20 protein-coding genes and 1 pseudogene are annotated in these 22,774 nt (G+C 56.1%); 13 read left to right on the plus strand and 8 right to left on the minus strand.

The window, feature by feature from the left end:
- The first annotated feature begins 50 nt into the window (after nucleotides 1-50).
- The 11 genes from ACWKXX_RS09795 to dsbG all read left to right on the plus strand — a co-directional run bounded on the left by ACWKXX_RS09795 (nucleotide 51) and on the right by dsbG (nucleotide 13,017).
- Nucleotides 51-1,526 carry an alpha/beta hydrolase gene (locus ACWKXX_RS09795; protein WP_261666226.1) on the plus strand — a complete coding sequence of 492 codons (1,476 nt, stop codon included), beginning with the start codon at nucleotides 51-53 and terminating at the stop codon, nucleotides 1,524-1,526.
- Between the two features lie 87 nt (nucleotides 1,527-1,613).
- Complete coding sequence (locus tag ACWKXX_RS09800) at nucleotides 1,614-2,825, plus strand: diguanylate phosphodiesterase (RefSeq protein ID WP_063413299.1); 1,212 nt, start codon at nucleotides 1,614-1,616, stop codon at nucleotides 2,823-2,825.
- Between the two features lie 88 nt (nucleotides 2,826-2,913).
- Nucleotides 2,914-3,810, plus strand: coding sequence for an aminoimidazole riboside kinase (locus ACWKXX_RS09805; RefSeq protein WP_032671161.1), 897 nt, complete (start codon nucleotides 2,914-2,916; stop codon nucleotides 3,808-3,810).
- Between the two features lie 171 nt (nucleotides 3,811-3,981).
- Nucleotides 3,982-5,499 (plus strand): carbohydrate porin, encoded by a 1,518-nt coding sequence (locus ACWKXX_RS09810; protein WP_261666227.1) that lies wholly within the window; start codon nucleotides 3,982-3,984, stop codon nucleotides 5,497-5,499.
- Nucleotides 5,500-5,565: 66 nt separating this feature from the next.
- On the plus strand, nucleotides 5,566-6,936 hold the full coding sequence (locus ACWKXX_RS09815; protein WP_003857085.1) for a sucrose-specific PTS transporter subunit IIBC: 1,371 nt from the start codon (nucleotides 5,566-5,568) through the stop codon (nucleotides 6,934-6,936).
- Nucleotides 6,936-8,342 carry a sucrose-6-phosphate hydrolase gene (locus ACWKXX_RS09820; protein ID WP_261666228.1) on the plus strand — a complete coding sequence of 469 codons (1,407 nt, stop codon included), beginning with the start codon at nucleotides 6,936-6,938 and terminating at the stop codon, nucleotides 8,340-8,342. Before ACWKXX_RS09815 ends, ACWKXX_RS09820 begins: the two co-directional genes overlap by 1 nt.
- 28 nt (nucleotides 8,343-8,370) lie before the next feature.
- Entirely contained in the window at nucleotides 8,371-9,387 is a 1,017-nt protein-coding gene (locus ACWKXX_RS09825; RefSeq protein ID WP_017693400.1) for a LacI family DNA-binding transcriptional regulator, read from the plus strand.
- Between the two features lie 95 nt (nucleotides 9,388-9,482).
- Complete coding sequence (locus tag ACWKXX_RS09830) at nucleotides 9,483-11,033, plus strand: methyl-accepting chemotaxis protein (protein ID WP_032671157.1); 1,551 nt, start codon at nucleotides 9,483-9,485, stop codon at nucleotides 11,031-11,033.
- Nucleotides 11,034-11,222: 189 nt separating this feature from the next.
- Nucleotides 11,223-11,636, plus strand: a complete 414-nt coding sequence (locus tag ACWKXX_RS09835; RefSeq protein ID WP_015570500.1) for a hypothetical protein — start codon at nucleotides 11,223-11,225, stop codon at nucleotides 11,634-11,636.
- 5 nt (nucleotides 11,637-11,641) lie between these two features.
- On the plus strand, nucleotides 11,642-12,199 hold the full coding sequence (locus ACWKXX_RS09840) for an RNA polymerase sigma factor (RefSeq protein WP_023296645.1): 558 nt from the start codon (nucleotides 11,642-11,644) through the stop codon (nucleotides 12,197-12,199).
- Between the two features lie 41 nt (nucleotides 12,200-12,240).
- Nucleotides 12,241-13,017, plus strand: a complete 777-nt coding sequence (gene dsbG / locus ACWKXX_RS09845; RefSeq protein WP_015570501.1) for a thiol:disulfide interchange protein DsbG — start codon at nucleotides 12,241-12,243, stop codon at nucleotides 13,015-13,017.
- Nucleotides 13,018-13,055: 38 nt separating this feature from the next.
- On the opposite strand, the gene ACWKXX_RS09850 is transcribed toward dsbG, so the two are convergent.
- The 3 genes from ACWKXX_RS09850 to ACWKXX_RS09860 form a co-directional block, all read right to left on the minus strand.
- Nucleotides 13,056-14,345: a glycoside hydrolase family 10 protein gene (locus ACWKXX_RS09850; protein ID WP_058700701.1), complete on the minus strand. Its 1,290-nt coding sequence runs from the start codon at nucleotides 14,343-14,345 to the stop codon at nucleotides 13,056-13,058.
- A 7-nt stretch (nucleotides 14,346-14,352) separates the two neighbouring features.
- Nucleotides 14,353-14,640 carry a VF530 family protein gene (locus tag ACWKXX_RS09855; protein WP_000123965.1) on the minus strand — a complete coding sequence of 96 codons (288 nt, stop codon included), beginning with the start codon at nucleotides 14,638-14,640 and terminating at the stop codon, nucleotides 14,353-14,355.
- A 324-nt stretch (nucleotides 14,641-14,964) separates the two neighbouring features.
- Complete coding sequence (locus ACWKXX_RS09860; protein WP_017382330.1) at nucleotides 14,965-16,446, minus strand: UbiD family decarboxylase; 1,482 nt, start codon at nucleotides 16,444-16,446, stop codon at nucleotides 14,965-14,967.
- Between the two features lie 111 nt (nucleotides 16,447-16,557).
- On the opposite strand from ACWKXX_RS09860, the gene ACWKXX_RS09865 reads away from it, so the two are divergent.
- Nucleotides 16,558-17,442 carry a LysR substrate-binding domain-containing protein gene (locus ACWKXX_RS09865; RefSeq protein ID WP_261666229.1) on the plus strand — a complete coding sequence of 295 codons (885 nt, stop codon included), beginning with the start codon at nucleotides 16,558-16,560 and terminating at the stop codon, nucleotides 17,440-17,442.
- Here ACWKXX_RS09865 and ACWKXX_RS09870 read toward each other — a convergent pair.
- Both ACWKXX_RS09870 and ACWKXX_RS09875 read right to left on the minus strand, forming a co-directional pair.
- A pseudogene (locus ACWKXX_RS09870) lies at nucleotides 17,436-18,356 on the minus strand (LysR family transcriptional regulator); the annotation flags it as partial. The gene ACWKXX_RS09865 and the pseudogene ACWKXX_RS09870 overlap by 7 nt on opposite strands.
- Before the next feature lie 16 nt (nucleotides 18,357-18,372).
- Nucleotides 18,373-19,254: a LysR substrate-binding domain-containing protein gene (locus ACWKXX_RS09875; protein ID WP_047056802.1), complete on the minus strand. Its 882-nt coding sequence runs from the start codon at nucleotides 19,252-19,254 to the stop codon at nucleotides 18,373-18,375.
- 109 nt (nucleotides 19,255-19,363) lie between these two features.
- Between ACWKXX_RS09875 and ACWKXX_RS09880 the strand changes: the two genes are divergently transcribed.
- Nucleotides 19,364-19,948, plus strand: coding sequence for a nuclear transport factor 2 family protein (locus ACWKXX_RS09880; RefSeq protein WP_015570507.1), 585 nt, complete (start codon nucleotides 19,364-19,366; stop codon nucleotides 19,946-19,948).
- 117 nt (nucleotides 19,949-20,065) lie between these two features.
- On the opposite strand, the gene ACWKXX_RS09885 is transcribed toward ACWKXX_RS09880, so the two are convergent.
- The 3 genes from ACWKXX_RS09885 to ACWKXX_RS09895 all read right to left on the minus strand — a co-directional run bounded on the left by ACWKXX_RS09885 (nucleotide 20,066) and on the right by ACWKXX_RS09895 (nucleotide 22,674).
- The gene (locus ACWKXX_RS09885; RefSeq protein ID WP_017382334.1) at nucleotides 20,066-21,043 is read right to left on the minus strand and encodes an MBL fold metallo-hydrolase; all 978 of its coding nucleotides are present in this window, start codon (nucleotides 21,041-21,043) and stop codon (nucleotides 20,066-20,068) included.
- Between the two features lie 107 nt (nucleotides 21,044-21,150).
- Nucleotides 21,151-22,035, minus strand: coding sequence for an SDR family oxidoreductase (locus tag ACWKXX_RS09890; protein WP_017382335.1), 885 nt, complete (start codon nucleotides 22,033-22,035; stop codon nucleotides 21,151-21,153).
- Between the two features lie 111 nt (nucleotides 22,036-22,146).
- Nucleotides 22,147-22,674, minus strand: coding sequence for a GNAT family N-acetyltransferase (locus ACWKXX_RS09895; protein WP_032653615.1), 528 nt, complete (start codon nucleotides 22,672-22,674; stop codon nucleotides 22,147-22,149).
- Between the last annotated feature and the right edge of the window lie 100 nt (nucleotides 22,675-22,774).

The following is a 22,774-nucleotide window of genomic DNA, read 5'->3' on the forward strand; positions in this document are numbered from 1 at the left end:
CACATTTTTTGGTAAGATAAACGCTCTGTGGATAAGGGAGGGAGCCTCACATGGCGAATTTGCCCTGGCGGGTCAGCGTGCGCCTGATGGCTCTCGCAAAAAAAATAGCGATGGTCATCGGGATCATTGTGCTCGTGCTGCTGGCGGTGCGGGTTTATCTTTCGCAGCAGGGGCCGGCCCTGCATCACTGGCACACCTGGCGGGCTGACGAAATGTCCGTGCAGGAGATGGATAACGCGACCTTCGCAGCGTATGTCGCGCGGGAAAACGCCATCTTCACCGCTCTCGATGCTGAGGTGACGGCGAAAGTCACCCCCGCAGAGCGCACGCCGCTGAACCGTTATTACCGCCAGAGCCTGGTGTGGCCAGGACACTTTTCCCCGGATGCAAACCGGTCATTCGTGCTGATGCCTGCCGGAAAGCCGCGCGGGGCGGTGGTATTGCTGCACGGTCTGACGGACTCGCCCTACAGCGTCAGGCATCTGGCAGAGAATTATCAACAGCACGGCTTTGTGGCCGTAGTGCCTCGTTTGCCCGGACACGGCACGGCGCCGGGTGCCCTGACAGACGTTGACTGGGAGGCGTGGCTGGCCGCATCGCGCCTTGCGGTTCGTGAAGCGACACGCCTGACGGGGAACGATCTCCCCCTGCATCTGGTGGGCTACTCCAACGGCGGGGCGCTGGCGATGAAATACGCCCTCGACGCTCTTGATGCGCCTGAACTGCGTAAACCTCAGCAGATCGTTTTGCTCTCACCGATGATTGGCGTCACGGCGTTTGCGCGCTTTGCCGGATTCGCCGGGCTACCGGCCATGTTACCGGCGTTTGCCAAAGCCGCGTGGCTCAATATTTCGCCGGAATATAATCCTTATAAATACAATTCGTTCCCGGTGAATGCAGCACGTCAGTCCTGGCTGCTTACCCAGGCGCTGCATGAGCAGATAAACCGCGATGTTCATGATCACAAACTGGCGCAGCTTCCGCCGGTACTGGCGTTTCAGTCGGTCATGGATTCAACGGTCAGTACCCGCGCCGTGGTTAGCGGGCTGTTTGACCAGCTTCCGGCAAACGGCAGCGAACTGGTAGTTTTTGATATCAACCAGGCCGGGAGTTTCCGTCCACTGTTCAGGCCATCATCCTGGACGGCGGTGGCTGACCTGCTGCCCGAGGCAAAAAGGCGTTACAGTGTCACAATTGTGACCAATGCCAGCCCCGACAGGTTTGATATGGTGGCAAAGACAACGCCAGCGGGTAGCACCCGGGAAACGGTGATGCCGCTGTCTGTCGCGTATCCGCAGGAGGTTTATTCCCTGTCGCATGTTGCTATTCCGTTCCCGCCTGATGACGATCTGTATGGCCGCTATCCTGAGGTGAAAAACCACTACGGTATCAGCCTGGGGACGATAGCCCTGTGGGGAGAAACATCGGTTCTGAGCGTCGGCAAAGATGCGCTGATGCGGGTGACGTCGAATCCGTTCTACGATTATATGCAGACGCGGATCGACAGCCGTATCGGGGAGAATTAAGCCCGACGTGGAATAGATTAGGTCACACCGGGGAACTGTGTTAAACAGTACCGTTCAGGCGTATACCCCATACCGGACCCCGTTTCTGTGCTGACAACTCTTATTTATCGAAGCCAGCTGAGCTTAACCTGCACCTCCGCAGCGTTAAGCGCGCTGGTTGAACAGGCCAGGATCCGTAATACGGAGCAGGGCATCTCAGGCATTCTTCTCTCCCGTGGACGTGACGTTCTGCAAATTCTCGAAGGCACGGAACAGAGCGTCGTCGCGCTTTTTAACACCATCCGTGCGGATGACCGGCATACCGGCGTGGTGGAGCTGATGCGCGATTACGGCCCGCGCAGACGTTTCGAAGACGTGGGAATGCTGCTGTTTGACCTGGACGTTCAGACCCCGAAAGCGGTTCTGGCGTCGGTTCTGCATTACAGCAAGCTGGAAAGCTATCTGACTTCTGAGGATCGGGTCTTCAAATTTATTCAGACCTTTATCACCGGCAAAACCGCTATCCCACCCGCTTCGGACTATGAGCCTGATAAATGGACGCTTTCGCGAGAGCGCGCGCCGTTTGGTAAAGGGTTAGGTCTGCTGGCGGGACAGCCCTGCCAGTTTGCGCTGCAACCCATTGTCGAGCCGTCCGAAGGCAAAATCAGTTCTCTCGAAGCGCTTATACGCGGAAACGACGGCGGCAGCCCGGAGCATTTCTTCCGTAGTCTCGATCGTGAACAGATTTACGAAGTCGACCTGCAAACCAAAGCCTGGACCTTTGCCCTGGCGCAAAAGCTCGGCATCGGCAGCCACAAACTGGCGGTGAACCTGCTGCCAATGTCGCTGGTTAACGTGCCGGGCGCGGTAGAGTTCCTGGTAACGCAGATCAAAAAGTACAATCTACAGCCTGAGCAGGTGGTCATTGAAGTCACTGAGAGCGAGATGATTTCCGGCTTTAACCAGTTTAACAGCGCCATTAAACAGCTGCGCGCGGAAGGGGTTGGGCTGGCGATAGATGATTTTGGTTCCGGCTATGCTGGTCTTTCACTGCTCACCCGGTTTCAACCGGATAAGCTCAAAATCGACAGAGAGATCGTCAGCGATATCCACCTGAGCGGGCCCAAGCAGGCGATTGTGAAGTCGATAATCAGCTGCTGCACCGATCTGGAGATTACGCTGGTCGCAGAAGGCATTGAGAAGATAGAAGAGTGGTGCTGGCTTGAATCCGTCGGTATTCGCCGCTTCCAGGGCTTTTTGTTCGCCCGCCCGCAGCTCAATGGCGTAGGTGATATCCACTGGCCCCATCGGGTGGGTTAAGCAAATTTTCCCTCGCCATATTTCCCCGACACCCTGCCTGTGCTTAAATAGCTAAACCGGTTTAACATGATTTAGCTAAGAAGGTGATATGGAGACGATCTGGGTACTTGGCGATGCCGTGGTGGATCTGTTGCCCGACGGAGAGGGCAAACTGCTGCAATGTCCTGGCGGCGCACCGGCCAATGTCGCGGTAGGGGTTGCACGTCTGGGCGGCAGAAGCGCCTTTATAGGCCGGGTGGGCGACGACCCCTTCGGGCGTTTTATGCAAAAAACGCTTGCGGATGAGCAGGTTAATACAGAATGGCTGCGCCTGGACCCGCAGCATCGCACCTCCACGGTGGTGGTGGATCTCGATAACGACGGTGAACGTTCCTTTACCTTTATGGTTCGCCCGAGCGCTGATTTATTCCTCGACTCTGCCGATCTCCCGCCATTCCGCGCCGGGGAGTGGCTGCACGTCTGCTCTATCGCGCTCAGCGCCGAACCCAGCCGTTCCGCGACGTTTCAGGCGATGTCCGCTATCAGAATGGCGGGGGGATTTGTCAGCTTTGACCCCAATATCCGCGCCGATCTCTGGCATGATGAAGTCGAGCTGCGTCAGTGTCTTGAGCGGGCATTAGCCTGTGCAGATGTGGTGAAAATTTCGGTGGAAGAGCTGGCGTTCTTAACCGGAAATGCGCAGGTCCATGAGGGGCTGGCGGCGCTGATGCGCACCTGTCCGGCCAGGCTGGTGCTGGTGACGCAGGGAAAAGAGGGCGTAACCGCCTGGCAGAAAGGCGCGTTGACGCACTATCCTGCATCACCCGTGGAATGCATTGATACCACCGGCGCGGGGGATGCTTTCGTCGCCGGGCTGCTGTTCGGTCTGGCTCGTGATGGCCAGGCCCGTCTCTCAGAGGTCATCACGCTGGCGCAGCGCTGTGGGGCGCTGGCAACAACCGCAAAAGGGGCAATGACCGCGCTGCCTTATCATCACGAACTGTAATTCACCTCTCCAGGCCTCCGGTCGGCGGCCTGAATTGTCGCCTCGATCACACTTACTAAAACGGTTTAGCAAAAAACGTTGCCGATCCAAAATTCAACGGTTTAGTATCATCAGCCTAAACCGGTTTAGCAATTTAGCACTTTCACCGATAGTTATTAGGGATGCGACAAAATGTATAAAAAACGCAGACTTGCCGTGATGATAGGCATGCTGGCCGGGAGTACCTCTGTTTTTGCCCAGACGGATATGACACGTATCGAAGCGCGCCTGGCAGCGCTGGAGCAGCGTTTGCAGGAGGCGGAAACCCGCGCGCAGGTTGCTGAAAAGCGCGCCACGGCAGCGGAACAGAAAACACAGCAGCTGGTGGCTGCGCAGCAGGAAGCGCAGACCTCCACACAGGCGGTGGCGCAACGTACTACGGTGCTGGAAGAAAAAGCCGACCGGACAGGCGGTTTTGAATTTCACGGTTACGCCCGTTCCGGCCTGCTGATGAACGACGCGGCCTCCAGCAGCAAAAGCGGCCCTTATCTGACGCCCGCCGGGGAAACCGGCGGGGCCATCGGGCGTCTGGGGAACGAAGCGGATACCTACGTTGAGCTGAATGTTGAGCACAAACAGACGCTGGAGAATGGTGCGACGACGCGCTTTAAGGCGATGCTGGCCGACGGTCAGAAAACCTATAACGACTGGTCGGCAGACAGCAGCGACCTGAACATTCGTCAGGCCTTTGCCGAGCTGGGCAATTTGCCGGACTTTACCGGTGCGCTGAAGGGCAGTACCTTCTGGGCGGGTAAGCGTTTTGACCGCGACAACTTCGACATTCACTGGCTGGATTCCGACGTGGTGTTTCTCGCCGGGACCGGCGGCGGCGTCTACGACGTGAAGTGGAACGATACGCTGCGCAGTAACTTCTCCCTTTATGGCCGTAACTTCGGCAGCGAAGAGGAGATCGACAACAACGTTCAGAACTACATCCTCAGCATGAATCACTTCGCCGGGCCGGTGCAGATGATGGTCAGCGGCTTACGGGCAAAAGATAATGACGACCGTAAGGACAGCAACGGCGATCCGATTAAAACCGACGCGGCCAATAACGGGGTACATGCGCTGGTTGGTCTGCATAACGAGAGCTTCTACGGCCTGCGGGAAGGTTCCGCCAAAACGGCGCTGCTTTACGGCCACGGTCTGGGCGCCGAGGTGAAAAGCATTGGTTCAGACGGCGCGCTGCTGTCAGAAGCCGATACCTGGCGTTTTGCAAGTTACGGTGTCACGCCGCTGGGCGGTGGCTGGCACATTGCGCCCGCCGTGCTGGCGCAAAGCAGTAAGGACCGCTACGTGAAGGGCGACAGCTACGAGTGGGTCACGCTCAATACGCGTCTGATCAAAGAGGTGACCCAGAATTTCTCCCTCGCGTTCGAAGGCAGCTATCAGTACATGGATTTAAGCCCGGAAGGCTACAAGGATCGCAATGCGGTTAACGGTAGCTTCTACAAGCTGACCTTCGCCCCGACGTTAAAGGCGGGCAAAATTGGCGATTTCTTCAGCCGTCCGGAGCTGCGCCTGTTCGCCACCTGGATGGACTGGAGCAGCAGGCTGGATAACTACGCCAGCGATGACGCCTTTGGCAGCAGCGGCTTCAACGCGGGCGGGGAATGGAACTTTGGGGTGCAGATGGAAACCTGGTTTTAACCCTTCACGCTCCCGCATCGCGGGGGCGTTTCGAACACCATAAAAAGAGGTCAGGAAGAGGTATCTATGGATTTTAATCATATTGCGCGCGAGCTTATTCCGCTGCTCGGTGGCAAAGAGAACATTGCCAGCGCGGCACATTGCGCCACGCGCCTTCGTCTGGTGCTGGTCGATGATGCGCTTGCCGACCAGCAGGCTATCGGCAAGGTTGAAGGCGTGAAAGGCTGTTTTCGAAACGCCGGGCAGATGCAGGTAATCTTCGGCACCGGGGTGGTGAATAAGGTTTACGCCGCGTTTATTCAGGCGGCAGGGATTAGCGAGTCCAGTAAATCGGAAGCGGCGGATATTGCGGCCCGCAAGCTGAACCCGTTCCAGCGTATCGCGCGTCTGCTCTCCAACATCTTCGTGCCAATTATCCCGGCGATCGTGGCCTCGGGTCTGCTGATGGGCCTGCTGGGGATGGTTAAAACCTACGGCTGGGTTAATCCGGATAACGCGCTCTATATCATGCTGGATATGTGCAGCTCGGCGGCGTTTATTATTCTGCCGATCCTGATTGGCTTCACCGCCGCGCGGGAGTTTGGCGGCAACCCGTATCTGGGGGCAACGCTCGGCGGCATCCTGACTCATCCGGCGCTGACCAACGCCTGGGGCGTAGCGTCCGGCTTCCACACCATGAACTTCTTCGGTCTTGAAATCGCCATGATTGGCTATCAGGGAACCGTCTTCCCGGTGCTGCTGGCGGTGTGGTTTATGAGCATTGTGGAAAAACAGCTGCGCCGGGCGATCCCGGATGCGTTAGATCTGATCCTGACGCCGTTCCTGACCGTCATTATCTCCGGCTTCATTGCGCTGTTGATTATTGGCCCGGCGGGACGCGCGCTGGGCGACGGGATCTCCTTCATTCTTAGCACTCTGATTGCCCACGCGGGCTGGCTGGCCGGGCTGCTGTTTGGTGGGCTCTATTCGGTGATTGTCATTACCGGCATTCACCACAGCTTCCACGCCATTGAGGCCGGGCTGCTGGGTAATCCGTCGATTGGCGTTAACTTCCTGCTGCCGATCTGGGCGATGGCGAACGTGGCGCAGGGCGGGGCGTGTCTGGCGGTGTGGTTCAAAACCCGCGATGCCAAAATCAAAGCCATTACCTTACCGTCGGCGTTTTCCGCGATGCTGGGCATCACCGAAGCGGCAATTTTTGGCATCAACCTGCGTTTTGTGAAGCCGTTTATCGCGGCGCTGATCGGTGGTGCGGCGGGCGGTGCCTGGGTGGTGTCGGTGCATGTCTACATGACCGCCGTTGGCCTGACGGCGCTTCCCGGCATGGCGATTGTCCAGGCCAGCTCGCTGCTCAACTATATTATCGGCATGGTGATTGCCTTTGGTGTGGCGTTCACCGTCTCTCTGCTGCTGAAATATAAAACGGACTCTGAATAATGACCTTATCTTCCCGCTGGCCTGCCGTGTTGCAGGCCGTTATGCAAGGCCAGCCGCGTGCGCTGGCGGACAGCCACTATCCGCAGTGGCATCCCGCGCCGGTGACAGGGCTGATGAACGATCCGAACGGGTTTATCTGGTTTGCCGGGCGCTACCATCTGTTTTATCAGTGGAACCCGCTGGGCTGCGATCATCGCTACAAGTGTTGGGGGCACTGGAGCTCAGCAGATCTGGTGCACTGGCAGCACGAGCCAATGGCGCTGATGCCTGACGAAGAGTATGACCGCAATGGCTGTTACTCCGGCAGCGCCGTGGATAACAACGGCGTGCTGACCCTGTGCTATACCGGCAACGTTAAGTTTGACGATGGCGGCCGCACCGCCTGGCAGTGTCTGGCGGTGCAAAATGACGATGGCACGTTTGCCAAACTGGGACCGGTGTTGCCCCTGCCGGACGGGTACACCGGGCACGTCCGCGATCCGAAAGTATGGTGGCATGACGGGCTGTGGTACATGGTGCTCGGCGCGCAGGATCGACAGCAGCGCGGCAAGGTGCTGCTGTTTACGTCAGCCGATTTACACATCTGGGCGTCCTGCAGCGAAATCGCCGGTCACGGCGTCAACGGACTCACGGACGCGGGCTATATGTGGGAGTGCCCGGATCTGTTTGAGCTTGATGGCACACACGTCTTGATCTGCTGCCCGCAGGGGCTGGCGCGCGAACCGCATCGCTATCTCAATACCTATCCGGCCGTCTGGATGAGTGGGGCATTTGATTATCAAACGCCTGCATTTGCGCACGGCGAGCTGCATGAGCTTGACGCCGGTTTCGAATTTTACGCGCCGCAAACCACGGTGGCAGAAGATGGCCGCCGCATCCTCATCGGCTGGATGGGCGTGCCGGACGGCGAAGAGATGCTCCAGCCTACGCGGGCGCACGGCTGGATCCACCAGATGACCTGTCCTCGCGAGCTGCGCTACCGCGACGGTAAGCTCTGGCAAACCCCCGTCCGTGAGCTGGAAACGCTGCGCGAGGATGAACATCTCTGGCAGGGACGCGCCAGCGATGCCCCGGTGCTGGCGGGAGCGCGTCTTGAGTTCGAACTGAGCGCATCGAGCGTGAACGTGGATTTTGCCGGCGCGTTGCGGCTGATTGTGGATGATGAGGGGATCCGTCTGGAACGCGCCAGTCTGAAAACCACAGACACGCTGACCCGCTACTGGCAGGGCAATGTTCATCATTTACGCGTGCTGTGCGACTGTTCCAGCGTCGAAATTTTCATCAATCACGGTGAAGGCGTCATGAGCAGCCGCTATTTTCCTGACCATCCGGCCCAGGTACGCTTCGAAGGTGCGTCCGATATCACATTACGCTACTGGTCGCTGCGCAGCTGCATGATAGAATAGAGGTTTTGGCAGCCGGATCTAAGTCGTTGTGAGAAAAACAAAACGCGTCACCATTAAAGATATCGCGGAGCTCGCGGGGGTATCAAAAGCCACCGCCAGCCTGGTTCTGAACGGCCGCAGCAAAGAGCTTCGGGTGGCGGAGGAGACACGCGAGCGTGTGCTGGCGATTGCCAAAGAACATCATTATCAGCCCAGCATTCACGCCCGTTCGCTGCGGGACAACCGCAGCCACACCATTGGTCTGGTGGTGCCGGAAATCACCAACTACGGGTTTGCCGTTTTTTCTCATGAGCTGGAGACCCTCTGCCGCGAGGCGGGTGTTCAGCTGCTGATCTCCTGTAGCGATGAAAATCCGGGCCAGGAGACGGTGGTGGTCAATAACATGGTGGCCCGCCAGGTGGACGGGCTGATTGTCGCCTCCAGCATGCTCAACGACGCGGACTATCAAAAGCTGAGCGAACAGTTGCCCGTTGTGCTTTTTGATCGTCATATGAACGACAGTTCTCTGCCGCTGGTTCTCACCGATTCAATTACCCCAACCGCCACGCTGGTGGCCGACATCGCGCGCCAGCATCCGGATGAGTTCTACTTCCTCGGCGGTCAGCCGCGGCTTTCCCCGACGCGTGACCGTCTTGAAGGGTTTAAGCAGGGGCTGCGTGACGCTGGCGTCGAGTTACGTCCGGAGTGGATCATTCATGGTAATTACCATCCGAGCTCCGGCTACGAAATGTTTGCCGAGCTTTGCGCACGCCTGGGCCGCCCGCCAAAAGCCCTTTTTACCGCCGCCTGCGGTCTGCTGGAAGGGGTGTTGCGCTATATGGGGCAACATAATCTGCTGCAAAGCGATATGCGTCTGGCCAGCTTTGACGATCACTATCTCTATGATTCTTTGACCATTCCTGTCGATACCGTTCGTCAGGATAACCGCCAGCTCGCCTGGCACTGCTTTGATCTGATTGGCAAACTGATTGAAGGGGAAACGCCGGAGCCGATCCAGCGTAAGCTGGATGCCACCCTGCAACGGCGATACAAGGCCGTAGAGTGACAGGGTAACGTCTGAGGGTGACATCAATAACTTTAATTAATTAAAGATTGGATTCAGCCGATAACCAAAGGGAAATTATATCCCTGAGGTGTGTTATGTCGTTGAAAAAATCATCCCTGATTATCCTGTTTTCCCTGCTTTTCTTCTTTGTGGCCAGCACTATCACCAGCGTTGGGCTCATCATTAAAAGTAATACTTCGCTGGATAATGTGAACAAAGAAATTCAGGTGGTTCTGTCCATTATTGATCCCATTAACCACAGCCGAACCCTGCGCGTCAGGGTTATGGAGTATGTGAAAATGGTGGAAGCGGGGGACGCTACCGACCCGTCTGCGAAACTGGCCTCGGTTAAAGAGGCGCTGACCAAAGCCGATAGTGCATTTTCGGCGTTTATGGCCTCGCCGCGTTTGCCGGACGAAGCCCCGCTTGTCACTGCCTACCAGGAGGCGTGGCAAAACTACCGTAACCAGGGACTGGCGCCTCTCATCGCCGCTGCCGCCGCTCACGATGTGTCGCGGTTCAACGCTCTTATTCCCGTGGTGTCTCGACTCGATCGCCAATATGAAATTGTGCTCGATCAGGTTCTCTCCGTTCACCAGAAGTACGCCAAAACGCTGAACGAGGATGCGAGCCATAATTTCGTGTCGGGTCTGGTTATTATCGCCTGCATTGCGGTGCTGTTCGTGGTGGTGATCTTCGCCGTCAGCCTGCTGATGAAACGCGTGGTCTTTGCGCCGGTAAACCTGGCGCGCGAGCACTGTCGCCAGATTGCGGCCGGGAAGCTGGACGTACCGGTACCGATCAAGCGTGATTCCGGGAATGAAATCGATCACCTGATGTCCTCGATGGAGCAGATGCGCCAGGCGCTGCTCTCCACCATTTCTCAGGTGCGCGATGCCAGCCACACTGTGACGCATGCGGCGCAGGAAATTGCCTCCGGCAATATCGACCTGGCCTCCCGTACCGAGCAACAGGCTTCGGCCCTGACCCAGACGGCCGCCAGCATGGAAGAGCTGAGCGCGACGGTGGCGAATAACACCGACAACGTTTTCCAGGCCGGTAAGCTGGTGCAGGATGCCGTGAAAAATGCCCATACCGGTGAAGCGGTAACCCGTGAAGTCATCGAAACGATGAATACTATCGCGTCCAATTCGAAGCGTATTGAAGACATTACCAGCGTCATCAACAGCATTGCTTTCCAGACTAATATTCTGGCGCTAAACGCGGCCGTTGAAGCGGCGCGTGCTGGCGCGCAGGGGCGAGGATTTGCCGTGGTAGCAAGTGAAGTGCGCACCCTGGCACAAAAAAGCGCGGTGGCGGCGAAAGATATCGAAAGCCTTATCGCCCAGTCTGTTTCCAGCGTGAAAAACGGTGCACAACTGGTGAATCGTTCGGGAGAGGTGATTGATTCTATTATCAGCTCTGTGAATAAAGTGCATACGCTGATGGAACAGATTTCGGTTGCCTCAGAAGAGCAGAGCCGCGGGATTGGTCAGGTTGGGCAGGCCGTAACGGAGATGGACGGTGTGACCCAGCAGAACGCGGCGCTGGTGCAGCAATCCGCCGCCGCCGCCGCCTCGCTGGAGGAGCAGGCGCAGCAGCTGTCCCAGAGTATCTCGAGCTTTAGTTTGCCTGCTACGGCGTGATGTTCAGAGAGGCTCCTGAGGGAGCCTTTTTAATGTCTGCATGTAGCCGCTGCACAATCTCCTTCAGCCATTACTGTTATCCGTACAAAGCCGCTATCACATAAATTTTATCTTTCCCCGGCAATATTTCTGCTCCTCATCCGTCTACCTCATCAGAGACCATAATCATTCAACATAAACGAGGTACACATGAGAAATTTTGATATGCACGGAAAAGGTCACGGGCGTGGTTTGGGCCGCCATCGTATGGGTAAGGGCATCGTGATTGGCGCAGTCCTGTTCGTGGTGCTTGGCCTGCTGGTCATGTCCCTGTGGAACGCGTTGCTCCCGGCCATCCTGGGGGTTAAAGCCATTGGCTTCTGGCAGGCGCTGGGGATCCTGCTGCTGAGCCGCATTCTTTTCGGTGGGCTGGGTTTCCGTCCGGGCATGTTCGGTGCGCACCGCCGTATGCACGAACAATGGATGAATATGAGCCCCGAACAACGTGAGGCCTTCATTCAGCAGCGTCGGGCGGGATTTGGGCGCCACGGTCATTGCCGGTGGCACGATGGCCGGGATGAAAAGCGAGATGATAACGGTGCAAAAGCGCCGGAAGCCGAGTGAGCGATATGAAAGCCGGTGAGGCGGGGGAATCATTACTGATCTCGGCACTCAATGCCTGCCGCGCGCGGCTAAAAGCCTTCATTCGCGGACGGACTGCGGTTCGTGATGATGTCGATGATATTCTTCAGGAAGTGACCTGGCAGTTGATGAAAGTGGAACAACCGGTCGAGAACGTCGCCGCCTGGCTGTTTCGCGCCGCACGAAATGAGATGATCGACCGGGCGCGAAAAAAGCACGAGGTTTCACTGCCGGGGTACCTGACAGCAGATGACGAGGACTTTCCGGAGCAGGAGATTGCAGAAACGTTATTCGGCGTACCGCAAACGCCGGAGGAAGAGTATCTCAACATGCTGCTATGGGAAGAGTTGGGGCAAGCCCTGTCGGAACTGCCGCCACCTCAGCGCGAGGTGTTTGAAAAAACGGAATTTGAGGGCTACAGCATGAAGATGCTGGCAGAGGAAACAGGCGACAGTGTGCAGGCGTTATTATCCCGCAAACACAAAGCCGTGCGATTTTTGCGTAGTCGCCTCAAGGATATTTATGAAGCGTTGACAGGACAATAAACTTCGACCACTCTGAAAAACAATATTTTAAAGGGGTCGTTATGCTTCAACGGTTAGCAAAGAAAAAGGTGCTGTTACTCTCTGCTCTGATGGTTTCAGGGCTGGTCAGGGCAGAGGAGTCGCTTCCGGATGTGGTGAAGCACTTCAGTGAACAGCAGGACATCAAAATCATCAAGAAAATTGACGCCCCCGGCGGCGCGCCAGCGTGGCTGGGGAAATATCAGGACATGGGCGTGACGCTCTTTCTGACCCCTGACGGAAAGCACGTCGTGTCTGGTTATCTTTATGATGAGAAAGGAACCAACCTCAGCGAGGCCTTTTTCCAGAAAGAGATCTACGCCCCGATGGGCCGCGAGATGTGGAAAAAGCTCAATGCGGCGCATCCCCTGAAAGAGGGCGCGGAGAGTGCCCCGCGCAAAGTCTTCGTCTTTGCCGACCCGTTCTGCCCGTACTGCAAGCAGTTCTGGGCTGAAGCGCAGCCGTGGGTGAAGGCTGGCAAGGTTCAGCTCAATACGCTGCTGGTTGCATTTCTTAACCCAAACAGCGGGCGTAACGCCTCCGCGATCCTGAATGCGAAAGATCCGGTGTCGGCCTGGAAAACGTACGAGCTGTCCGGCGGGAAAAAGCTGCCGAAACCTGAAGCTGCGGCTTCCCGGGAAACCGTTGAGATCCTGCAAAATCACCAGACGCTAATGGACAGTCTTGGCGCGAATGCCACACCGGCTATTTATTACCTGAATGAGCAAAACGAACTGCAACAGGTCGTGGGTATGCCAGACGCAAAACAGCTTGAGGCGATGTTCGGGCCGAAGCCGTAAAAAAAAGGCAGAAACAGGTCGTTTCTGCCTTTTTTCAGTCAACTACCCCAGCGTCCCCGGAGGTAATTTACTGCCTCCTGCGTCTGCGGCTGGTTAAGATAGTCTTCACGGAACAGGATGGTGCCCTTAACGTCTGGCAGTGAATCGTTGAGGTCGAGCTGTTTTTTCAGCTCCGGTACGCCGCCGTTCACCGTCCAGTCCGGTTCGTTTCTGGAAGGCGCGCCCACTTTGTAGAACGCGATCCCGATATACAGGCGGGTATGGGTCGGTTTCACCACGTCAGCCCACCATTTTGTCAGCACATCGTAACGTGCCGCGTCGCGGGCGAAGGGCCAGTAGATCTGCGGCGCAATGTAATCCAGTAAACCCTGCTGTACCCATTTGCGCGTGTCAGCGTAGGATTCATCATAGGCTGCGGCACCGCGCGTGTCCGAGCCTGCCGGGTCGAAGGAGCGATTGCGCCAGACCCCCGCCGGGCTAACGCCAAATTCGATCTCAGGTTTAGCCTGCTTGATCGCCCTTGAAACCTGCACAATCAACTGCTGCGTATTGTGTCGACGCCAGTCCGCTTTTGACGCAAATCCTTCGCCATAGCGCCTGAAGGTCCAGGCATCATTCAGGGTGGACCCCGGCGTCTCGGTGTAAAAATAGTCATCGAACTGAACGCCGTCGACAGGGTAGTGATTTACCACTTCCATCACCACCTGGGTTATCCAGTCCCGCACGTCGGGAATGCCCGGGTCGAGAACAAAACGATCCCCCGAGGTGCGGATCCACTCCGGATGCTGGACGTACACGCTGGAAGGATGAAGCGACGAGGTGCGATTAAGCGCGGCGATGGTCGACGGCTTCGTGTTGGTGGAAACGCGGTACGGGTTAAACCAGGCATGAACCTTCATCCCGCGCTTGTGCGCTTCATCCAGCATAAACTGAAGCGGATCGTAACCGGGATCTTCCCCGATAGTCCCCGTCAGGGTATCTGACCAGGGCAGTATTTTAGAGGCCCACAGCGCCGTACTGTCCGGTTTTACCTGAAAGAAGACGGTGTTGATCCCAAGTTTTTTCAGCTTATCGAGCTTGTCCGTCAGCGCCCGCTGTTGCTGGGCGATACGCTGGTCCGCGCTACGGCCATTCACCGATGACACGGGAGGCCAGTCGAGACGGGAGACGGTCGCCAGCCAGATCCCGCGCATGGGTTCGTTAGTCTGCTGTAGAGGTTTCGCCTGCGGCAGCGGGGTAACGAGTGATTTGGGTGGTTTGGAAGTGCAACTTACCAGTAAAAGCGCGCAGCCAAGCAGCGCGCCAGTCCGTTTTACGTGTCGCATCATTTGCGTGTTAGCTCCTGGGTGTCCGGCTATCCGTCCAGGGATTAAACGCCGGTTCGTCCTGTTCCCCGTTACCGTCATCGTGAAGAGAGTCGAGGTAGAGGGCTTCAACTTCCGCCCGCGCCCATGGGGTGCGGCGCAGGAACTTCAGACTCGATTTAACACTCGGGTCCTTGCGAAAACAGTTGATTTTGATTCGGTTGCCCAGTTCATTCCAGCCATATCGCGCAACCAGCGCGTTTACCTGCATTTCGAGGGTGACGCCATGCAAAGGATCGTTGGAAATATGTGCTGTCATAGGCGTCCGGTAGTCTCATTTTTTATGGGGATGTGATAAACGCTCAAAGGTTACAAGAAAGCAGGGGACGCGGCAATTTCAGCGTGAGGTTCTTCACCCGTGAAGGAGAGGGTTACCCAGTAATTTGAAAGAAAAAGCTATAACGTTGCCTCAGAAAAACTGAGGGCTTTCAGCGATGCCCTAAGTGAACGGAATGACCACCAGCGCCGTATGTTCCCCCTCACCCCAGCCCTCTCCCTCAAGGGAGAGGGGGCCGTCTGTGCAGGCATTATTTTGTGGGAAACCCTCAGCCCGTGAAGGGTGAAGAAGATTTTCCGGTTAACGCTATTTTTTAAACAGTTCAGGCGCCCATGGCGTCGGGTCTACCTCCATAAAGGGCGCACGCTCAAAGCGGGACTTAAGCGCCCAGGGCACCGTACAGTCGAAAATCGTTTTGCAGGTGATCCCGTTGCCACGAATGGAGGGGCTGTAGTCCGGGGCCTGAGACGGATCGAGCTGGTGTCCGCGGATCCCCGGCAGATGGGTGATGCTGACATCGCCCTGCATACGGGTGGTCATCGCCCACAGGATGTCGTCGCTGTCGAAAATATCCACATCTTCGTCGACGAGAATAATGTTTTTAAGCTCGGAATAGGTGGCTAACGCGATGAGTGCCGCCTGACCCTGACGCCCTTCGTCAGAGGGCTGGCGTTTTTTCACCTGCAATACGCCAAGGAACTTGCCGCCGCCAGCGGTATGCGCATAGACGTTTTGCAGAAAACCGGGGATGGCTTCTTCGACCGCATTACGGATGCTGGCCTCCGTTGGCAAACCGGCCAGCGTGGTGTGCTCCTCGCCCGGTCCTACCAGGGTTTGCAGGATCGCCTGATGACGCATCGTGACGGCCTTCACTTTGATTACCGGTAAGGAGGGGTTAGCCTCCCCGCAGTAGCCGGGAAATTCCGGCATCGCGTGCCCGGTGTGGGTATGCTGATCTTCTTCTACACGCACGCCCGGCAGCAGTTCGCCTTCGATGATAATTTCCGCACGCGCTATCGCTTTTTCATTTACGGCCACACCCTGCACCAGCTCGACGGGGGTCTGACGTAACGCGCCGGCGACACCCAGCTCGTTGTAGCCGAAGGGCGTGGTAGGGGCTTCGAAACAGGCGCCAATATAGATAGCGGGATCGAGACCCATATTGATCGTGACCGGCAACGGTTTGCCCGCCTCCTCGGCTTTCTTACGGAACACTTCAATATGGCGGCCCGCGGCAAGAAACATGGAGAGCTCATCGCGCTCCTGCACGCAGAGACGGTGAATAGTGACATCGGTCAGTGAGGCATCTTCCGGATCGCTTGCCAGCACCAGCCCCAGACAGAAGAACGGACCGGCATCTATCGGCGTGTTGGTCGGTGCCGGAAGTAATTTACGCAGATCGAAGTCCGGATCGTCGGCATAAAATACCTGTTCCTGACACGGCGCCTGTGCCGCCGGAACCACAACGGGAGCAATCGGGTTTTTCACGGCCTGGCCGACATGTTTTGCCAGTTCAGAGGGCTCGCAGCCCAACAGGAGCGCCGCCCGCTCGCGGCTGGCGTGCATTCCGACCAGAATACGCGAGTCGGGATATCCCTTAATAGCGTTAAACATCATCGCCGGGCCAATGCGCGTCGGACGTTTTACCGTGCCGCCAGCACCAATATGCCGGTACACACCCGCCAGCTCCGCGTCAGGATCGACCGGATGGCTGGTTTCAAGGTATTGACCTTCATGGCGTTTGAGCAGTTCGATAGCACTTCTGAGATCGTTGATGTGGTTTTTCATATTTCCCTCCTCGGATGAAGGCTTCCATTCTTAACCGGACGAAGAGGGCTATCAATTGCATCATTTATGCTATTTTAATATGAATTTTATTATCAATAATAAAGGCATGGTATGCAGTTTCGACTGATGCGCAATTTCATCGTGGTGGCGGAAGAGCTTCACATGCATCGGGCGGCGGAGCGCCTTAACATGGCGCAGCCAGCGCTGAGCCAGCAGATAAAAACGCTTGAAGATCGTCTTGGGGTCTTGCTCTTTAGCCGGGCGAATCGTCGCCTGACGCTGACGCCAGCCGGTGAGGCATTTCTCAGTAAAGCCAGAGTCGCGATTTTAATGACCGATCAGGCGATTCTGGATGCCAGACAGACGGCCAGAGGGGAACAGGGCGTGCTGAATCTCGGATGTGTTTCAAGTGCGATATTCGACAGTAAGCTGCCCGCCGCGCTGCGGCTTTTACATGAGAAATGGCCCGCCATCAGCCTTTCCATGATGACGGGTAACGTGCAAACCCTTTATACCGGCGTGCAAAGCAACCAGCTGGATGTGGCCATTATTCGTGCCCCGTTACCGCTATTGCCTGACGATCTGCAAAGCCGTCCATTTACAACGGAAAAGGCCGTGCTGGCCTTACCTCGTCAACATAGCCTGGCGGGCTCCGCCGCGCTGACGCTTGCGTCGGTGAAAGAGGAGAAGTGGATCGCCCTGCGCGACCCGGAGGGGATGGGGCTGGAGCAATATTTCTATGATGCCTGCCACAGCGCGGGCATACAGCCTGACGTTGTGCAAAATGCCACCGATGTCCCCACGGTGATAAGTCTCGTCTCGGCAGGGTTTGGCATCGCCATGCTGCCAGCTTCAGCGAAGGCGATATGCGTACAAAACGTCGTCTTTGTGGATATTCTTGACCGACTCCGGGAGAGCGAGCTGACGCTGGTTTGCCACCGGATTATTCGATCTGAGGTCCTGAAAAAATTGATGAGCATCCTCGATCGTACCTGACGTCCGGCGGCCTGAAGAAGCTGTTCTCGCAGCCAGCGGTTAGCCGGATCCTGGCTGTTTTTCGGGTGCCAGTACATACCGATGACGATCGGCGGGAGATCCAGCGGCGGCGGAAAAATATCAAGCGTTTGCGTGAACCGTAGCAACATGCGTCTGGGTAGGGTGCAGAGCAAATCGGTACCGGCAACAATCGCAGGCGCCATCGCATAGCTTTGCGTCGACATCACCACGTTACGCTGGTGGCCAAGCCCCGCCAGATGCTGATCGACAAAGCCTGCGAACGGGTCGCCCTCGGATGAAACCACCAGGTGGGAAAGGCTACAATAGCTTTCCAGATCCATCGGCCCCGTACCGCGTGGATGGCCTTTACGCTGGGCGGTGGCATATTCATCGTCAAACAGCTTACGTCTGACCCATGCATCGTGCGCTACCGCATTAACGCCGACATAAATATCCACATCGCCATTTTCCATCTGCGCTGGCAGCAGCGGGGTTTCGGGAAGCGCAAAACGCAGACGGATGCCTGGTGCCGCATTGCTAATCTGATTTTGCAATTCAGCCCCCAGCATCAGCGCCGGGTTTTCGTGCAGGGCAATCACAAAGGTGCGGTTGCTGTTCTGCGCGTTGAACGTGGTGGGTTCAAGCATCGCCGATATCCCCTGCAAAACCGTCGCGACCTGCGGCCTTAACGCCTCGGCGCGCGGCGTCGGTAACACCCCACGTCCGTGTGGGGAAGGGACAAACAGCGGCTCACCAAACAACACGCGAAGGCGCGCAAGGCGGGCAGACATCGCTGGCTGGCTGATGCCCAGCCGCGCGGCCGCATGGGTGATATTCTGGTCCCTGAGTAACGCATCCAGCGTCAGGATCAGGTCCATATCCATATCGGAGGAGGGCATCTTATTGTGCGTCATAGCTTGCTACCGTTGTTCAACAGGGAAGGTTAGCCATTGCCAGAAAAGCAGTCACTGCATTACCTGGCTCCTGCATGCGGCTGATCATGACCAGATTTGCGGTCAGCACCTGAGCATTCAGGTTGCGGTAAATCAGTCCGGGTATTTGCACCTGTTGCAGGGGGGCGGGAACCAGCGCCAGACCGAGCCCGGCTGCGGCAAATGCCAGAACGCTTAGCGTACTGCTTGAACGATGTGCCACGCAAAAACCATCCCCGAGCTGCTGCGCCAGCAGCACAGTCAGATTTTCATTGGCGTCATGCGCGTCGTACAGGACCAGGGGATGACCGGCGAGCATTTCAACGGAGAGGTGCGGATGGATGGCTAAGGGATGATCGTCACACATTGCGATTATCATCTCCCAATTTCCGGTTTTCTGCACCCTGATCTGCGGATCGGCTGTCGTACTGTTATCCGGTGTATAACCGACATCAATATGCCCTGCGAGGATCGCAGCTACCTGTTTCTGGGGAGCGATTTCCTGAATGGTGACTTCTGCATCCGGATGGGTTTTACGGAAGCGACGTACATCGGTAATCATTTTGCCACTAAAAATGGCGTTACCGGCAAAACCGACCCGTACACGCCCTGTCTCTCCCCGTATCGCACGCTGGACTGCCAGACGCGTGTGTTCCATCTGTTCCAGCATCAGTCTGGCTTCGCTGAGAAGAAGCGATCCGGCCTCAGTAAGTTCCACACGACGGCTGGTGCGGATAAACAGCGGACCGCCTAACTCGGTTTCAAGGGCTTTAATCTGCATGCTGAGCGCAGGCTGAACAATATTGAGTCGCTCAGCCGCGCGTCCAAAATGCTCTTCTTCTGCAACAGCCAAAAAATAGCGTAAGTGCCGGAGTTCCATTGCCACCCTGATTCATCATTAAAAATGATTGTTTAGTAAAATATATATATTTGAGTATAAACCGCTTCACGGCCAAACTGAACGCATCAACTCAAACAGGAACCAAACAATGCAAACTCACCAACTGCAAGACCGTCAGGATCTTAACGACCTCATGAATGGCTGGATGCACCGCGACCTGGGCGAATGGGAGCAGCTGCGTAATCTTTTTCATCCGGACGGCACAATCGAAATTACCTGGTTCGAAGGGCTCGCGAGCGATTTTGTCGAGGGTTCCATGCGTATGGGCGCTTCAGATTTGCGCACAAAACATATGATTGGCTCGCCCGTCGTCACTTTTAACGACCGCGGCGACAAAGCGATTCTTGAAACCAATGCGATGATCATCGCTGAAAATATAAAACTTAATATTGGATGCGAATGCCACAATCGTTTCTACGATCTGGCAGAAAAGAGAGAGGGCGTATGGAAGCTGTTCCATCGTCAGAGCATCTACGACATGGGTATTTTCACCTTTCCGCTGGGCCCGGTTGAGATTGATTCAAAAATTGCTGCCAACTATCCGCGGGAATATGCCGCGCTAGCTTATCTGCTGGAACAAAGCGGTTTTCCCCTCGGCCGCGTATTTGCCACGCGTGACAGTGAACTAGAAGCGAATATGAAAGCGAACGCAAAAAAATGGCTGGCTGTCTGACAGGTTGAGCGCAGGGCCGAACAGATTTCGCCGGCTGGTTAATACCCGGCCGCGGGGCCCTGGGCGTGAGATAGCGGTCCCAGGCTGAAATATTTAGCCTGGGACGCAGAGACTCTCTTATTGGGCGTCCCGGTTGGTATAGGTCACCGGAACCCACGCGTAGCCTTCCCGCTCACCTTTCTTCACATACCCGATCCCGGGGAAAGGCAGATGTGGCGCCGCAATCAGATCTTTGTTTTTCACAAACTCAGCGAACGCTGCGTTGCGTACCCGGGCGGCTCCGTCCTGATCCTCATCGTAAGCAATCGTCACGTTGGGCTGTGGGAACTGAACCGCGGCAACGTGAATGATGTCGCCGACAAAGGTAATTTTTTCACCTTTGCTCTCCAGCGTGTAGAACGCGGACCCTGGGGTGTGGCCCGGGTGAACCGTACCGCTGATGCCCGGCAGAAGCTGTTCCGTCCCGGAGAAAGTCTTCACTTTTCCGGCATCCAGATAGGGCTTTAAGGTCTTGTGCGCGACGTCGAAGTAGTTCTGGTCATAGCCAGATTTTTTCTGGTTCTCGTCGTTAAAGAAGAAATCGATATCCGGTTTGCCGACATACACCTGTGCGCGGGTAAATACGCGCTGACCGTCTTTGACCAGGCCGCCTGCATGATCGGAGTGCGCGTGGGTGATCAGGATATCGGTGATGTCCTGCGGCCTGATACCCTGCGTCGCCAGGCTTTCAATCAGCCGCCCGCCTTTGCCGGGGCCAAAGAGCTGACCGGAGCCGGTGTCCACCAGAATTTTGTGGCCGGGCATAGCGATATAGAACGCGTTAATCGATGCTTCCACCGGATTGGCCTGGAAGTTTTTGGCCAGTAACGCATCGGTATTTTCCGCCGTCGTCCGGCGCAGTAAGGCGTGCAGGTCCTGCGGCACGCTGCCGTCCGTAAAGGCGGTGACAATCGTATCGCCAACCTGAACGCTGTAGCCGCCGGCCTGCTGTTTCACCACATGCTGCGGAACGCTGGCCACCGCGTGGATCGCGGGAAAGAATAAAACCGAACCGGTCAACAGGGTTGATAACGCAAGTTTTTTCACAGTAAACATGATGGGCTCCTCAATAGTAAGTTCATCATAGTTCAACTGAGATTTTTGAGAACAGCAGGGAAGTGAATGTGACCTATCCATGAAATGGATAGGTCTGAGAGGATGCTTTACAGCACGCCGGTACCGCCGTCAGAGCACCATACTTGTCCGGAGGCGTATGAGCAGGTATCTGAGGCAAAAAGCACATACAGCGGTGCGATTTCAACCGGCTGGCCCGGTCGGCCCAGGGGCGTATCTTCCCCGAACTTCTGAACTTTGGACTGCGGCTGACCGCCGCTGGACTGAAGAGGCGTCCAGTATGGACCTGGCGCGACGGCATTCACCCGAATGCCACGCGGCCCCAGCTGCTGAGCCAGAGACTTGGTAAAGGCCACGTTACAGGCTTTGGTCTGCGCATAGTCCACCAGGATCGCGCTCGGTTTAAACGCCTGAACGGAAGTGGTGTTGATGATCACGGCGCCTTCCTGCAAATGGCGCAGCGCAGCTTTAGTGATCCAGAAGGGGGCATAGACGTTGGTTTTAAACGTCGCGTCGAAATCTGCCGTGGTGAGATCGTCGATCGATTCGCAGTACTGCTGGCGTCCAGCGTTGTTCACCAGGATATCCAGGCCACCCAGTTCCGCGACGGCTTTTTCCACCAGCGTATCGCAGAACGACTCCACGCGAATGTCGCCGGGAATGGCGACCGCTTTACGGCCTTCGGCCCGAATCAGCGCAATGACCGATGCCGCATCGGACTCCTCTTCCGGGAGATAGCCAATAGCCACATCTGCACCTTCACGGGCATAGGCGATCGCTACCGCGCGACCAATTCCGGAATCACCGCCGGTAATCAGCGCTTTTTTTCCTGCCAGTTTTCCTGACCCGATATAACTTGTTTCACCATGATCCGGTATTGGCTTCATTTCCGATGCCAGCCCGGGGGCCCTTTGCGGTTGTTCAGCAAACGGTGGACGAGGGTAATGCAGCGTGTGATTATTTCCTGTAGACATACCGGCCTCCTTAATAGTGAATTCCAAGATTAGTCGTTAATTAAACGTAAGCGGGCAAAATTGACAAATTCAGACAAATCTATCTTCCGGTAGCGGATATAAAATATTTTCTCAAGCCAGCATGTAATACCAGAAAAGGGCGACCTCATCTTTTTCCGGCAGGGCGTTGTAAAGATAGCGATCGTAACCGCCCAGAATAAATCCATAGTGACGATAGAACTGACAGGCAGAAACATTAACGTTCTGCGTCTCCAGCCGTAAGCCGGGCGCATTGAGGCTTCGCGCCCAGACGTGGGTGGCGGACATCAGCTTGTGCGCCGCGCCCGTACGGCGTTTTGAACGCTCCACGGCAATGTAATCCACCGAAATAAATTTATTCCAGTTGCAGGACGCGGTAATAAAACCGGCGATTTCACCGTCATCCGTTTCGGCGATAAGAAATATTGAATCCGGATTAACGCAATGATTTTCCAGCGTCTGGAGATCAAGTTCATAGGTTTTAAGATAAGGTTCGGTCAGCGCCTCGATATGCAAATCACCATTGAGAAATGGCTCTCTGGCAATCTCATCAACCTTGAAAGAAAAATCACAACATTCAAGGCGGGCGAGGTCTGTACTTAATCCTTTTCGAATATGCATAGTATTCCTTAAGTGGGAGTTATAAATAGATAATAGACGAAGCGGCATCCCCTGCTGGCATAACACTCTGTAGATCCTGGTCTAAGCTTGTATTTCGTTC

Source organism: Enterobacter sp. UPMP2061, assembly GCF_053709615.1.

Excerpts from the sequence above, each read along its gene's own strand:
- ACWKXX_RS09795 (WP_261666226.1), top strand. The coding sequence starts at position 51 with ATGGCGAATTTGCCCTGGCGGGTCAGCGTGCGCCTGATGGCTCTCGCA.
- ACWKXX_RS09805 (WP_032671161.1), top strand. The coding sequence starts at position 2,914 with ATGGAGACGATCTGGGTACTTGGCGATGCCGTGGTGGATCTGTTGCCC.
- ACWKXX_RS09810 (WP_261666227.1), top strand. The coding sequence starts at position 3,982 with ATGTATAAAAAACGCAGACTTGCCGTGATGATAGGCATGCTGGCCGGG.
- ACWKXX_RS09815 (WP_003857085.1), top strand. The coding sequence starts at position 5,566 with ATGGATTTTAATCATATTGCGCGCGAGCTTATTCCGCTGCTCGGTGGC.
- ACWKXX_RS09820 (WP_261666228.1), top strand. The coding sequence starts at position 6,936 with ATGACCTTATCTTCCCGCTGGCCTGCCGTGTTGCAGGCCGTTATGCAA.
- ACWKXX_RS09830 (WP_032671157.1), top strand. The coding sequence starts at position 9,483 with ATGTCGTTGAAAAAATCATCCCTGATTATCCTGTTTTCCCTGCTTTTC.
- ACWKXX_RS09835 (WP_015570500.1), top strand. The coding sequence starts at position 11,223 with ATGAGAAATTTTGATATGCACGGAAAAGGTCACGGGCGTGGTTTGGGC.
- ACWKXX_RS09840 (WP_023296645.1), top strand. The coding sequence starts at position 11,642 with ATGAAAGCCGGTGAGGCGGGGGAATCATTACTGATCTCGGCACTCAAT.
- dsbG (WP_015570501.1), top strand. The coding sequence starts at position 12,241 with ATGCTTCAACGGTTAGCAAAGAAAAAGGTGCTGTTACTCTCTGCTCTG.
- ACWKXX_RS09850 (WP_058700701.1), bottom strand. The coding sequence starts at position 14,345 with ATGATGCGACACGTAAAACGGACTGGCGCGCTGCTTGGCTGCGCGCTT.
- ACWKXX_RS09855 (WP_000123965.1), bottom strand. The coding sequence starts at position 14,640 with ATGACAGCACATATTTCCAACGATCCTTTGCATGGCGTCACCCTCGAA.
- ACWKXX_RS09860 (WP_017382330.1), bottom strand. The coding sequence starts at position 16,446 with ATGAAAAACCACATCAACGATCTCAGAAGTGCTATCGAACTGCTCAAA.
- ACWKXX_RS09865 (WP_261666229.1), top strand. The coding sequence starts at position 16,558 with ATGCAGTTTCGACTGATGCGCAATTTCATCGTGGTGGCGGAAGAGCTT.
- ACWKXX_RS09875 (WP_047056802.1), bottom strand. The coding sequence starts at position 19,254 with ATGGAACTCCGGCACTTACGCTATTTTTTGGCTGTTGCAGAAGAAGAG.
- ACWKXX_RS09880 (WP_015570507.1), top strand. The coding sequence starts at position 19,364 with ATGCAAACTCACCAACTGCAAGACCGTCAGGATCTTAACGACCTCATG.
- ACWKXX_RS09885 (WP_017382334.1), bottom strand. The coding sequence starts at position 21,043 with ATGTTTACTGTGAAAAAACTTGCGTTATCAACCCTGTTGACCGGTTCG.
- ACWKXX_RS09890 (WP_017382335.1), bottom strand. The coding sequence starts at position 22,035 with ATGTCTACAGGAAATAATCACACGCTGCATTACCCTCGTCCACCGTTT.
- ACWKXX_RS09895 (WP_032653615.1), bottom strand. The coding sequence starts at position 22,674 with ATGCATATTCGAAAAGGATTAAGTACAGACCTCGCCCGCCTTGAATGT.